At 59.4% G+C, this 13,386-nt stretch carries 12 protein-coding genes; 9 read left to right on the top strand and 3 right to left on the bottom strand.

Translation table 11 applies throughout. From position 1 onward, the window contains the following. Window positions 1–282 precede the first annotated feature (282 nt). From GNX18_RS09435 to GNX18_RS09425, 3 genes are all read right to left on the bottom strand, one after another. Window positions 283–3,234: a TonB-dependent receptor gene (locus GNX18_RS09435; RefSeq protein ID WP_240914324.1), complete on the bottom strand. Its 2,952-nt coding sequence runs from the start codon at window positions 3,232–3,234 to the stop codon at window positions 283–285. A 78-nt stretch (window positions 3,235–3,312) separates the two neighbouring features. Then, window positions 3,313–4,383 carry a FecR family protein gene (locus GNX18_RS09430; protein WP_166217391.1) on the bottom strand — a complete coding sequence of 357 codons (1,071 nt, stop codon included), beginning with the start codon at window positions 4,381–4,383 and terminating at the stop codon, window positions 3,313–3,315. Window positions 4,384–4,805: 422 nt separating this feature from the next. After that, the gene (locus GNX18_RS09425; RefSeq protein WP_138233799.1) at window positions 4,806–5,327 is read right to left on the bottom strand and encodes an RNA polymerase sigma factor; all 522 of its coding nucleotides are present in this window, start codon (window positions 5,325–5,327) and stop codon (window positions 4,806–4,808) included. Between the two features lie 311 nt (window positions 5,328–5,638). Between GNX18_RS09425 and dnaX the strand changes: the two genes are divergently transcribed. The 9 genes from dnaX to GNX18_RS09380 all read left to right on the top strand — a co-directional run bounded on the left by dnaX (window position 5,639) and on the right by GNX18_RS09380 (window position 13,335). Continuing rightward, window positions 5,639–7,720: a DNA polymerase III subunit gamma/tau gene (gene dnaX / locus GNX18_RS09420; RefSeq protein WP_166217389.1), complete on the top strand. Its 2,082-nt coding sequence runs from the start codon at window positions 5,639–5,641 to the stop codon at window positions 7,718–7,720. A gap of 125 nt (window positions 7,721–7,845) precedes the next feature. Beyond that, window positions 7,846–8,193, top strand: a complete 348-nt coding sequence (locus tag GNX18_RS09415; RefSeq protein ID WP_166220519.1) for a YbaB/EbfC family nucleoid-associated protein — start codon at window positions 7,846–7,848, stop codon at window positions 8,191–8,193. 96 nt (window positions 8,194–8,289) lie between these two features. Next, window positions 8,290–8,892: a recombination mediator RecR gene (recR, locus tag GNX18_RS09410; RefSeq protein WP_138233801.1), complete on the top strand. Its 603-nt coding sequence runs from the start codon at window positions 8,290–8,292 to the stop codon at window positions 8,890–8,892. A gap of 12 nt (window positions 8,893–8,904) precedes the next feature. Continuing rightward, window positions 8,905–10,044 carry a ribonuclease D gene (rnd, locus tag GNX18_RS09405; protein WP_166217386.1) on the top strand — a complete coding sequence of 380 codons (1,140 nt, stop codon included), beginning with the start codon at window positions 8,905–8,907 and terminating at the stop codon, window positions 10,042–10,044. Then, entirely contained in the window at window positions 10,044–10,334 is a 291-nt protein-coding gene (locus tag GNX18_RS09400; RefSeq protein ID WP_138233803.1) for a YcgL domain-containing protein, read from the top strand. The genes rnd and GNX18_RS09400 overlap by 1 nt, the downstream gene beginning before the upstream one ends. 16 nt (window positions 10,335–10,350) lie before the next feature. Next, window positions 10,351–10,803: a YcgN family cysteine cluster protein gene (locus tag GNX18_RS09395; RefSeq protein WP_256367383.1), complete on the top strand. Its 453-nt coding sequence runs from the start codon at window positions 10,351–10,353 to the stop codon at window positions 10,801–10,803. Between the two features lie 150 nt (window positions 10,804–10,953). Continuing rightward, the gene (locus GNX18_RS09390) at window positions 10,954–11,319 is read left to right on the top strand and encodes a hypothetical protein (RefSeq protein ID WP_138233805.1); all 366 of its coding nucleotides are present in this window, start codon (window positions 10,954–10,956) and stop codon (window positions 11,317–11,319) included. Between the two features lie 289 nt (window positions 11,320–11,608). After that, window positions 11,609–12,289, top strand: a complete 681-nt coding sequence (locus tag GNX18_RS09385) for a YEATS-associated helix-containing protein (RefSeq protein WP_138233806.1) — start codon at window positions 11,609–11,611, stop codon at window positions 12,287–12,289. Window positions 12,290–12,489: 200 nt separating this feature from the next. After that, window positions 12,490–13,335, top strand: coding sequence for a MoxR family ATPase (locus tag GNX18_RS09380; RefSeq protein ID WP_166217380.1), 846 nt, complete (start codon window positions 12,490–12,492; stop codon window positions 13,333–13,335). Window positions 13,336–13,386 lie beyond the last annotated feature (51 nt).

Below are 13,386 nucleotides of genomic sequence, written 5' to 3'. Positions count from 1 at the left end.
TTCATCAAGAGATTTTGTGAATGAAATTGCGCCTTTGGTTCGTTTGTGCCAATTGCGACGTCATCCGTGGGGAAATGAGCGAACGGAATGTGCGTCAGTTTTTGCCGGGAGCGGGGAGGGGGCGACATTGATGCGGACAGGAAAGGGAAATTCGCGAATCGCAAATAGCTTGGACAACGACCGGATTTTATTCGTCGCGTGTCCATTCATCGCAGTAATCGCGCTACTGCCAACAGCGTAGTGCGGATTCTAAAAAGGAGAAACCGGTTGTCGCCGGTTGCATCACATGCTGAAGCTGAAAGTGGTGTAGCAGTAGCGCCCGGTCAGGTCGTAGGTGCGAGCGTCGAAATTGTCGTTGAATGCCGAGGCGGCGAAAGGCGGTGCCTGGTCCAGCAAGTTGTCGATGCCAATGGCGAAGCGGAAACCACTGGGTACGCCGTATGCCAGTTGCAGATCGTGGGTGGACCAGCTGTCGATGGTGCGAGTGACGGCCTGATCGTTGAGCGTAAAGCTCTCTTCAAGGTCACTCACATAGTGAATGGTGTAGCCGCCTTCCCAGCGACCGCGCTGCCAGTAAATACCGGTGTTGGCCTTCCACTCGGGCAGTGAGCCAGCGCCGCCGCTGGCGGCATCGGCAAATGTGCCGGAGAGATCTTCGACCGGGCTGCCTGGCGCGAGCTGGTTCAGGTAGCGCGACATATGGCTGCTGTTCATGGACCAGCGGATCAGTCCGAGTGTTTTGGACTGATACTGGTAGCGCATGGAGGCATCGACGCCGCGCACTTCACGGGCGCCGATATTCAGGCGGGTGGCGACGATGCGAGTGATATCGCCTTCGCCGTCCCGCTGCACGCGATCGCGGAACAGTCCGTGATAGGCATTTTTCGTGATCAGGTACTGGGGGCTGGTATCAATCACATCGTTCTGACGGATCTCAAACAGGTCGAGGCTGGCATGAAATCCGGTGAAGTCGCCGGGGGTCCACACGACGCCGAGGGACCGGTTGTCTGAAGTTTCCGGTTGAAGGTCCGGATTGCCACCATATTCCGTCAGATACTGGATGCGGTCCTGATCCGCGCGACCGTTGCAGCCGGGCAGTTGGTCGGCATTGCTATTGGTGCAGGGGTCGAACAGGAATTCCTGGCTCTGGTGGCCGGTCTGGTTCATGTCGATGAGCGTAGGTGCCTTGAATCCGGTGGCATAGCTCGCGCGCACCAGTAGCGCCGGCCACGGTCGCCAGCGCAGTGCAATTTTTGGATTGGCGGTGTTGCCGAAGTCGCTGTACTCGGAATAGCGCAGCGCGCCGTCGAGCCACAGGCGGTCCGCTTTCAGTGGCAGGGAAATTTCGGCAAATGCCTCGCCGATCAGGCGTTGACCCTCCGCCGCACCTGAGGCTACGCCACCAATCAGCGAGAGACCGGCAGAATCGGTAGAGGTGAAATCTATGGCCTCGCGGCGGATTTCGATACCGGCGGCGGCGAGTATTTCTCCGGCGGCGTTCCCGCCCAATGGGCCATCGGCGACATAGGTAACCGAGTGCATGCGGGTGGTGCCGTCTACGCGGTTCTCTGCGCGGATATAGTCCAGCTGTACGCCGTCGATACTACCGGGGGCGCCGAGCAGGTTGACCGCTACGCAGTCGTTTTCTTCGGCACAGACATCCGGCCCTTTGAGGGCGAGGGAAAGGCGGTTCGGGTCAATCAGGTTGCTGAGGGTTTCGTTGGCTCGGGTGTAATGGGTCGCAGCGGTAAGCTCCCAGCGCCATTCGTCGGCTTGTCCTTTTATGCCGGTGTTCAGGCGCCAGGTATCGGTGTCGTTGTTCTGGATTCGCGGGCCCAGCTCTTGTACACGCTTCCGTACGTCAGTGATTTCTTCGCCAAACGGGTTGTAGATCTGATCGCGCGCGATGCTGAGATCGCCATTGTCGAAGCGGGTAAAGACGGGCGTGGGCGCCATTGTCAATTCAGAGCGGGTGCGAATAACCATGGACTCTGCGTAGGCGTCCACGGTGTCAGACAGGCTGTGACTGGCGGCAACATAAAGGGACTGACGCTCGGAGGGAACCAGAGCGGAGGTGTGCTCACGGAAGTTATACAGGAAGTCCTCGTTCCAGTGAGTAAATCCATCTCCGTCATTGGTGACTACGCCGCTGGTGAGCGAAATATATCCCGACGGGGACGCGGAAGAGCGCACATCCGTACCGCCGAGGGCGCGGTTGTCGGCAGAGTCGGATAGATCCCGATCGCGACTCCGAATTTCGCCCTGGCGGTAGTGGGCGAGGCTGAACATCAAGTGGCTGGTCTCGCTGCCGCCACCCCAGGTAATGCTGTATGAATTGGTCCGCTGGTCGCCGCGTACCGCCTGGCCGTAATAACTGCTGATATCCAGCCCGTCAAAATCCCGCCGCAGGATGATGTTCACCACCCCGGCAATAGCGTCGGAGCCGTATACGGCCGAGGCGCCGTCTTTCAGTACTTCGATGCGGTCTACCGCGGAGAGCGGAATGGTGTTCAGGTCCGCCGCTTCACCACCGAATCCGTTGTTGACGATGCGCCGGCCGTTGATCAGTACCAGGGTATTGCTGGCGGGAAGGCCGCGCAGGGTGACGGTGGCCGTGCCGTTGCCGCCGTTGGTGACAGACGTACTGGTGGAATTACCTGAAACCGCGGGCAGGAACTTAAGCAGCTCGGCGACGGTTTGTGCGCCGGTGATTTCCAGTTCCGGTTGTGCAAGCACATCGATCGGCGCGTAGCTGTCGAGCTTCAGGTGGCGCAGGTGGCTGCCGGTGAGACTCTGCCCGGTAACCGTGACTTCTTCGGCAGGCAGGGTTGGTGCCGCTGCCGCATGATCGCCCTCTGATTCTGTGGGGCGGGCAATGATCGCCACCGCATTGGTGCCGGTGTGCATGAAGGTCAGTGGCGTCTTGTCTAGCAGCTGATGAAGCGCCGGGGCGATACTGCCATTGGAGGTTTCCAGGTGCTGCTCTCTAACCTGGATGCTGGACACACTGTTGGGTTGCATCACCAGCGACACCCGGCATTGCTTGCCAAGGGCAATCAGTGCGCGGGAAAGAGGGCCGGAAGGAAGCTGGACGCCGGATTTCGGGCAGGCGGAGAGAGCACTCCCGGAGAATGCCAGCAGGCCTGTCAGAGACAGTGTTACCCAGTGCCGGAAGTCCAATGCTCTCGTCTCACCCGCGCAGTCGGCGCGATCAGCGGCCGCGACTGCATGCATTCTGATGGATTATCTGGTGAAGGTGAGCGCAAGCTTTTGGCTAAAAAAAGTACGATCACCCGAAGCGAGGTTTATATCTCAGTTAGGCTTGGGGGACAAGAGAGTCAGGTTGGGATTGCTGTGATCCTGGCTCAATCCCAGTGCGGCGGCGATGGCGGAAAGCGTGTTTTCCGGGTCGGTCAGCTCGAAGGTGCCGGACAGAGTCCTGTCACCCACTGCAGGTGCTGCAGCGGCAGGTACCTTGAGATAGCGGTTCAGTTCTTCCAATGCCTCGTTGAGCGGGGTTTCGTCAAAGACCAGTTGACCCTGAGTCCAGTCAAGTGCCTCCTGCTCGGAGGTGCGGCCGACTTCGGACAGGCCGCTGCCAGACACGCTGACCTTCTGATTGCGGGTCAGCTTGACGGTTTCCGGCCGCAGGCCACTGGCGGCGCTGGCCTCGCTCACGGCCACGGTGCCGCCGGTGACGGATACACGGGTGTTCTCGGGGTTGCGCTCCACATTGAACTGGGTGCCCAGCACGCGGATATTGGCGCTACCGGCGCTTACCGTGAAGGGGCGTGCGGTCTGGCGGGCCACATCGAAGTAAGCCTCGCCGCGCAGCAGTTGTGTGCGGCGCTCTTCGCGGCTGAAGTTGACGATTAGCTCCGAGTTGGTGTTCAGCTGTACGCGTGAACCATCGGGGAGATCAACAGTGCGCATTTCGCCGACAGCCGTGGTGTACATCTGCTGTTGCGTTGGTGTCTGTTGCAACCACTGGTTGCCAATCCAAAGGGCAATGCCAAGGCAGGCTGCAACGGCACTGCCGCCCATCAGCCATTGAGGCAGGTTCCATCCGCGGCTGGAGGGCTCGTCGCCGGCCGGCGTTGGGCGCCCGCGGCTTGCTTGATTAGCGGTGTCGCGGTGGTGAGACGCGGGAACGCTTTCGGGGTAGATTTCGTCGAGCGGCAGGCGGGAGAGTACACCCAGGTCGCCCCAGAGTTCACACATTTCCTCAAAGGCTTTGTGGTTCGCCGGAGACTCCGCCATCCATTGGGCAAAAGCGCGGCGGTCGGTATCGCTGAGCGCGTCGGAACGCAGGCGCGCGATCCAGGCACACGCCTGGTCCAGCCTGTCTTCCGTTGGTACGTCTTGTACTTCCTGAGGGTTCACCGCACTAATACCTTGTTTTCCGATAACCTGTTGGACTGCCTGTCAGAGTTGTCATTTGGGTGGTAAGTGCCTTTCCTCAGGCCTTAACTGCCTGGATGCACCAATATGGTGCTATGGGAAGGCGCTCAAATCAACTGCTACAAACTTTCTGTGCAATTTTTGCGAAAAAACGCCGAAAAATTTAGCACAAATTTCTCACGGAATCCGTTTTTTCTTGTTCAGATGCCGCTGCTCATAGGTAAGACGAGCAGCGGGGGGATTACCTCAAACAAATTCGAATTAATTTGCTGCACCGCGGTGCACTGGTCAGCCGGTGTGCGCCAGACTGGTTCGAATCCTGTTGGGCACGGCAGTGCGGTGTCGGTAAAGCGCCACAGCAAGCCTGTACGCCACGGAGGGGCGGATTGAGATTGGTTGCGGGATTAGAGGTTTCCGGTTTTCTGCCGGCAGACCTTCAGCGCCTGCAGAATGTACTTCTCCACACTGCTGACGGATATGTTCATATCTTCAGCGATTTCGCTATAGGAGAGGCCTCGGTTGCGGTGCAACAGGAAAGCCTGGCGGCACTTAAGAGGCAGGCTGTCCATGGCTTCGTGAATGGCCTGTAGTTGTTGCCTGGCAGCGAGAACCCGTTCCGGAGAGTGGTGGTCGGCGTGGTCATCCTCGCCGGTGCTGTCGACGGGCAGGTGCTGGTTGACGTAATCAATATGCAGCTTCCCCCGGCGCAGCTGATCCAGCGCCAGATTGTTGGCAATCTGGAAGAGGTAGGCGCGGGGGTTCTCCAGATCCTTTTCATCGGTAAGGTTCTGCAGGCGCAGATAGGCGTACTGGGCAATGTCTTCGGCGTCTTCAGGGCTGCGCACAATGCGAGTGACGAAGCGCACCAGTGCCTGGCCGTGTTCGGCAAACAGCTTCTCCAGAAGTGTCTTCCGGGCTTTATTCATTGGTTGGTGAAATCCCCGTACAGCGCTCGTTGTGATTGTTGTGGTTGCTTTGTCTCGAGCCGGGCAAGTTATAACACAGGCGTATAGCAATCGACGAGTGGTCGTTTTGACACGATAAGTTGACCGAATTGTCCTCAAGTTCGTCCTTTCGGGAGGCGGAGCCGAGAAAACGTCGTTTGCGGTGCTCCCCGCCGACGCCGGCTGGCGGGTGTCTACTCCTGAGCGGTGATGTCGCTATAATGGCCGACTTCTCAAGTGCCGCTGCCGGCATATTCCGTCCAAATCAGGGCACCCCAAGGTGCGGAGAGCGAATGAGTTATCAAGTACTGGCGCGCAAGTGGCGGCCGCGGTTGTTTCGGGAGATGGTGGGCCAGGAGCATGTGCTCCAGGCGCTGATCAATGCCCTGGACAACAACCGCCTGCACCACGCCTATCTGTTTGCCGGTACCCGCGGAGTGGGCAAGACCACCATTGCGCGGATTCTCGCCAAGTGCCTCAACTGCGAAACCGGTGTCAGTTCCGAACCCTGCGGCCAGTGCTCGGTGTGTAACGAGATTGCCGAAGGGCGCTTTGTGGACCTGATTGAGGTGGACGCGGCTTCCCGCACCAAGGTGGAGGACACCCGCGAGCTGCTGGAAAATGTGCAGTATGCGCCCACAAGGGGTCGCTACAAGGTGTACCTGATCGACGAGGTGCACATGCTGTCCAACAGCTCTTTCAACGCCCTGTTGAAAACGCTGGAAGAGCCGCCGCCCCATGTCAAATTCCTGCTGGCCACCACCGATCCGCAGAAGCTGCCGGTCACGGTGCTATCCCGCTGTTTGCAGTTCAATCTGAAGAACATGAGCCCGGAGCGGGTGGTTGAGCACCTGCGTTTCGTACTGGAAAAAGAGCTAGTGCCGTTTGAGGAGGCCGCCCTGTGGTTGCTCGGGCGCGCTGCCGACGGCAGCATGCGCGATGCCATGAGTCTTACCGACCAGGCCATTGCGTTTGGCGGTGGCAAGATCAGCGAGGCGGAAGTGCGGGCCATGCTCGGCACACTCGACAGCAATCTGGTGTGGAAGTTGGTACAGGCACTGGCGGATGAGAACCCGGCGGCGCTGTTCGCCGCGGTCAACGATCTCTCGCAGCACGCACCGGATTACAGCGCTGCACTGGCGGAACTCGCGTCCATTCTCCATCGTATCGCCATTGCCCAGGTGCTACCGGAGGCGATCGACAACGCCCTCGGCGATGCGGAACAGCTGCAACAACACGCGGCCACCATCGCCAGTGAAAACGTGCAACTTTTCTACCAGATGGCCCTGCTTGCACGCCGAGACCTGCCGCTGGCGCCGGACCCTCGCGGCGGTTTTGAGATGGCGCTTTTGCGGATGCTGGCATTCAAGCCACAGGGCGTTGCCAACATTCCAACGGCCCGCCTCGCCGGTGCCGGCCAGGCCGTTGAACACAAACCGGCGCCACAGCCGGTATCGGCACCGGTTGCAGCAGAGCCGCAGCCTGCGCCAACAGTGAATGAGACTGTCGCTCAGGCGCCTGCAGGGGCGTCTGTGTCCTCCAGCCCGCCCCCGGCTGAGCCAACCCGTCCAGAGCCGCAGTCTGCGCCGCCACAGGACGACACACCGCCGTGGGACGACGAGCCGGTGAGCGAAAGTCCGGACCGCGGGCTGGAGTCGCGCCCACTCGAGCCGAACTACACGGCAAGCCGGAGTGACAGCGAAAAAAAGCCCGCAGCTGAAGAGAAGCCGCTATCTCCAGCGGCGGAGCCCGCCGCGTCCACATTTGCCGCAGTAGCGGAAGAAGAATCTGTTGTGCCTGCGATACCTGAAAACACGGTCGCACCGGTAAACGAGGGCGCACCGGCAGCGGATGATGACCGCGCCGCCATGCGCGAGCGCTTGCGGCAACAGGTAGCCGAAGCGCAGACTGCGCCGGCAGCGCGGGCGCCGATTCCTCCCAGTGTGCCAGCGCAGCCAGCGCCAGTTGTGCCGCCGGCGCGTCTGGAAGCGTTGTCGCCCGGCAGCTGGCCGGCTATGTATCCGCAGATCGGCGTGACCGGTATTCTCCACTCCATTGCCTCGCATCTGGAGTTGCAGGGGCGGCAGGACCATATACTGTCTTTTATCCTGGACCAGTCTTTCAGCAGCCTCTACGACGACGGCCATCAGCGCCGCCTCGCCGATGTGTTGGGAGACTTTTTCGGCCAGCCGGTAAGTGTTCATATCCAGGTGGGCGAAGTCCACGGTGGAACGCCGGCGCGACTGGTGGCGGCTACCCGCGAGGCGCAGTTACTCTCCGCCCGCGACGCCCTCAACCGGGACCCGCTGGTGCAGGATCTGCAGGCGGAGCTGGGCGCGCAGCTGGTTCCGGAAACCGTGGAATACCTGGGCTGACCAGAGCAAAAATCTACTGCGCGCGCCCTGGTGGCGTCCGGCGGTCATTACCAGCCACGTGCTTGCGACGATTTTTAGCGTTCTCCGCATGTGTTGAATGAATTAATGGAAGGGTGACTCCCATGATGAAAGGTTTGGGCGATTTGATGCAGCAGGCCCAGAAGATGCAGGCCGATATGCAGGAGCGCATGGAAAAAATCCAGCAAGAGCTGGCTGACCTGCGCGTTACCGGTGAATCCGGCGCGGGCATGGTGAAGGTCACCATGAACGGTCGTCACGACGTAGTAGACGTCAACATCGACCAGAGCCTACTCGGCGAAGACAAGGAAATGCTCGAAGACCTTCTGGCCGCAGCGGTGAACGATACCGTGCGCCGGGTGGAAGAAGCCGCGCAAAAGGTGCAGAAGGAGCAAATGGGTGGGCTCGCCGCCGGCATGAACCTGCCGGAAGGGTTCAAGTTCCCGTTCGGCTGACGGGCCTACCGTCGAGAGCCCATCGAGCATACCGGGCCCAATCGGGCCCTTTTTGTTAGTGACCCCTTTTTGTTATTGAACCGGCGTACCCGATAAATGTTCAGCCCCTTGATTGAAGACCTGATTCGCGCACTGCGCTGCCTGCCCGGTGTCGGTCCCAAATCCGCGCAGCGCATGGCGATGTATCTGCTGGAAAAAGACCGCGATGCGGCTGGCCTGCTCGCCCACTCGCTGCAACAGGCGGTGGAAAGAGTCGGACGCTGCAGCCGCTGTCGCACGCTTACCGAGCAAGCAGTGTGCGCCTTGTGCAACAACACCCGGCGCGATCATTCTCTGCTGTGTGTGGTGGAAACCCCGGCGGATGTGCTCGCCATTGAACAGGCGGGCAACTACCACGGTCTCTACTTCGTATTGCACGGCCACCTGTCCCCCATTGACGGCGTTGGGCCAGCAGACCTCGGGCTCGACCTGCTGGGCGAGCGCCTGGGCGAGCAGGAAGAGGAGCGTATTGCCGAGCTGATCATTGCCACCAACCCCACTGTGGAAGGCGAGGCCACCGCCCAGTTCATCGCCGAGCGTGCCCGCGCCAAAGGTGTCAAAGTGAGCCGTATTGCCCACGGCGTCCCTATTGGTGGCGAGCTGGAATATATCGACGGCGGTACCCTGGCGCACGCATTCAATAGCCGCACCGCCCTTTAAGCTGGTTTTCTGATGCCCGAACAAATCAACAAACAACTGGTCGACACCACACCCATCTGGATCGACAGCAGCACCCAGCTGGCGGAACTCTGTGCCCGCTGGCGCACCCAGAGCGCGGTGGCGCTGGATACCGAATTCATGCGCAGCCGCACCTTCTACCCGTTGCCTGCACTGGTGCAGATCGGGGACGGTAAACACTGCTATCTGATCGACAATCTCGCCATCGACGATTTGGGACCGCTCAGGGAGCTGCTGCTGGACACGCGTGTGGTCAAAGTCATGCATTCCTGCAGTGAGGATCTGGAAACCCTCGATCGCCTGCTCGGCGCCATCCCCGAGCCAATCTTCGATACCCAGGTGGCAGCGGCCATTTCCGGTATGGGCGCGGGCCTCGGATACGCTGCCACCGTGCAGCAGCTGCTGCAGATTGAACTGCCGAAAAGCGAGACCCGCTCCGACTGGCTGCAGCGGCCACTCAGCGAGTCTCAGAAAAATTATGCGGCCCTCGATGTGGCCTGGTTGCCGCTGATTTACGGCATGCTGCTGAAAAAACTGCGCGAGCTGGGGCGCCTCGACTGGTTGCGGGAAGACTGCGACGCGATTATCCAGGCCGCGCGCCAGACGGAAGTGCCGGAGCTCTACTACCTCAAAGTGAAGGGGGCGTGGCGCCTGCGACAGAAACAGCTTGCGGTGCTGCAGGACCTGTGCGCGTGGCGCGAGCGTGAAGCGCGCGAGCGGGATATACCGCGCAATCACCTGTTAAAAGAAAATGTCTGTCTCGGCCTCGCCCAGTCGATGCCGAAGCATCTCGCTACCCTGGGCCAGCCCGGACTTGAGGGCAAGACGATGCGCAAATACGGTGAGACCCTGCTGCAGATCATCGCTGCCGCCAGCGAGCGCACTGACCTGCCTCCGCGTATGCCTATGCCGCTGAATCGCGAGCAGGGTGAGGATCTGAAACTGCTGCGACAGAAAGTCACCGAACTCGCCGAGGCGGCGGGCCTGCCGCCGGAAATCCTGGTGCGCAAAAAAGAACTGGAAAACCTGGTGCAGGCGGAAAAGCCCGAGCTGGAAGGCCGCCTGCTGGGATGGCGCAGAACTGTTGTCGGTGAGCCATTGCTGGGTGAACTGAACCGATTGAGAAACGCATAATGAAACTTCTTTGCGATATTTACCGCAGCCCGCGCAAGGACGAAATGTATCTGTATGTGCAGAAGCAGGATGGCGTGTCCAAAGTGCCGGAAAGCCTGCAGCAACTGTTTGGTGCACCGGTGCATGTGACCACCATGCTGATCACCCCCGAGCGCAAACTGGCGCGTGCGGATGCGCAGAAGGTCATACACGCGCTGCAGGAACAGGGCTACTATCTGCAAATGCCGCCGGCGCAGGATGACGAAATGCGGGCAATTGCCGCGCAGAACAGCAAACTGCCCCGCGGCTGAATTCGGAGTAGCGGACGTGGTAAGCCAAAGGCCATTCTGGCAGCGCAAAACCCTCGCGGAAATGACGGTTTCCGAGTGGGAATCCCTCTGCGACGGTTGTGGTCGCTGCTGCCTGCACCGGTTGGAAGACGAGGACACCGGAGAGGTCTACACCACCCGTGTGGCCTGCAAGTTGTTGGACAGCCACAGCTGCCGCTGCAGTGATTACCCAAACCGCAAACAGAAGGTGCCAGACTGTATCCAGTTGACCCCGGACGATGCTGCCAGCTTTGCCTGGTTGCCCGCTACCTGCGCCTACCGCTTGCTGGCCCAGGGGGGGCAGTTGCCCGAGTGGCACCCGCTGGTTTCCGGCGATCCGGAATCCGTGCATAAAGCCGGTATTTCTGTGAGGGATCAGGTGATCAGTGAGGAGCAAGTGCAGGTGGAAGATTATGAAGATCACATCGTCGTCTGGATCGGTGACGATTGAAAAATTTATTCGCGAAAGGATACCGTTAAACATCGTTCTTCCCGCAAAGGCGGGAACCCGGAAACCCCCGGGGTGGCGAGAATTAAATTGTTAACGGTGCCCGATAGCCAAACGAAAAATGAACCATTAATAAAGACAAGCGGAAAGATAATGGCAGAAGAATTCAAGGTGGCCTGGGCAATATATGCCGGCGGTGTGGTGGTATTGCTCGCGGCGGGTTGGTGGTTTATGCGCAACTGGCACTGGTCCTGGCTGCGCAATCTGTTTTTGCTGGTGTCCGCTACCGTACTACTGGTACCCGCGCGTGGCACTATGGACGACGCACCGCTGACGCCGGTTCTGCCGCTTTTCGCATATCAGATGGTGTTCGAGGAAAATGGTGCAACCCCGGAGGTGACCGCCAGCTTGGTGTTTGCCGCAGGTGGAGCCTTTGCGGTCATGCTGATTATTGGCATCGTCGGACTGATACTCCGCCGCCGTAAAGACCGTCCAATGACAGAAAGTGACCAGTACTGATTATTTGGATCTTTCCCGTCGCGCCGGCGGCCAGTTCTTGCGGTATCCGGCGCCATTCCCTTCTCGCTGACCTTTCCCCCGGCTTCTGAGTTCCCCGGTTGCTGCTATATCTAATAGAGCCCGCAACAACCCCTCCCATTGAAGGGAGCGCTGACGGTGCGGCGCCGAATGGCACAATGACGCGCCAGCAGGCACGAATCAAAAGCCGGACTTAATCGCCCGCAAGAACAATGGACAAACACAAAGTGCCTTCACTGGCGTTTTCTGTGCATGGAATGAAGGGACAGGGATGCTCGACCACCTGCTAATTCTGACTGCGGTCATGCTGGTCTCCGGTATTCTCGGTGGCCTGGTTAACTACTATCAGATGCTGTTCACTGAAGAAGACCCAGCCGGCCTTGCCCGATGCCTGATCATGGGGCTGTGCGGCGCATTGATGGTGCCGATTTTTCTCAAGTTCACCCAGAGCGACTTGCTGATCGAAATTCAGGGTGACCCTTCGCGCCTGCTGATTTTCACAGGGTATTGTCTGCTTGCCGCCATTGCCTCGCGCATGTTCGTGTTCAACGCTGCGCGCCGTCAGCTGCGAGATGCCAGCATCGCACGCGCACGGGTGGAAAATCTGGAGCAGGAAATCCGTGCCATGCAGCTGGAGATGATGCCGCTATTGGAGCACGAGATAGAGGGCGATCCGGATCAGGGGCCGACGCTCGATTTCAACCAGATCCGCAAGCTCGACGACAATGCCCTGCAAGTACTCGGCCTGCTGAACAACGGCGACTGCGTGTTTCGCTCGCTGGCGGGGATGGTGCAGGAGGGCAATATGGAAACGAACTCTGTGGCCCGTGCCCTGAACAGTCTGCTGGTGCTGGAAATGGTGGGCAAAATCCACAGTCATCTCGGTATCCGCTGGTACATCACCGACAAGGGCCGCCAAGTGGTCCGCCGCCGTCGCGCGCAGGTTGCATAAACAAGATCACCGGAAACACAGAGTCCAGGCTCCGCATTGCGGCGGTGAACATTCAAAATCTGACTCGCTATCCCTATCTGGTCGGATTCTTCCCGGCTGCGGCCGCTGTCGTCATCCAATCTGACCGATTCCGCCTTTGGCCCCTTTCCGCGCTTCCTTTACCATGAGTGTTTTTCGATCCACGGGAATTCGGAGCAGCCATGAAATTCACCGGAACCGACAGTTATGTCGCCACCGACGATCTGCAAATGGCGGTGGACGCCGCGGTGACCCTGCAGCGCCCGCTGCTGATCAAGGGCGAGCCGGGCACAGGCAAAACCCTGCTGGCAGAGGAGGTGGCGCGCAGCCTTGGACTGAAGCTGATCCAGTGGCATATCAAATCCACCACCAAGGCCCAGCAGGGGCTCTACGAGTACGACGCCGTTTCGCGTCTGCGGGATTCCCAGCTGGGGGTGGACCGTGTGCACGACATCGGCAATTACATCAAGAAGGGCAAACTGTGGGAGGCCTTTGCGGCCGACGAGCGGGTGGTGCTGCTGATTGATGAGATCGACAAGGCGGATATCGAATTCCCCAACGACCTGTTGGTGGAAATCGATCGAATGCAGTTCTTTGTGTACGAAACCGGAGAGACCATCACCGCAAAACACCGCCCGGTTGTGATTATTACCTCCAACAATGAAAAAGAGTTGCCGGATGCCTTCCTGCGCCGCTGCTTTTTCCATTACATCAGTTTCCCCGACCGCGCGACCATGCAGAAGATCGTGGATGTGCACTACCCGGGTATCAAACAGCAGCTGGTTTCCGAGGCGATGGATATTTTCTTCCAGATCCGCGAGGTCCCGGGGCTGAAGAAAAAACCTTCTACGTCGGAATTGATCGACTGGCTCAAACTGTTGCTGGCGGATGATATTCCCGAGGAAGTACTCAAAAACCGCGATGCCAAATCGGCGATTCCTCCACTTTACGGGGCGTTGCTCAAGAACGAACAGGACGTACACATGCTGGAGCGTCTGGCGTTTATGGCGCGTAGAGACGGCCGCTAATTCTTCCTTGTAGGAGCCTGCTTGCAGGCGAACCCGCCGCGGATGTTCGCC

Source organism: Microbulbifer sp. SH-1 (assembly GCF_011326135.1).
In the GTDB taxonomy this organism is placed as follows: domain Bacteria; phylum Pseudomonadota; class Gammaproteobacteria; order Pseudomonadales; family Cellvibrionaceae; genus Microbulbifer; species Microbulbifer harenosus.
This window is presented reverse-complemented; position numbering and strand designations above follow the sequence as displayed.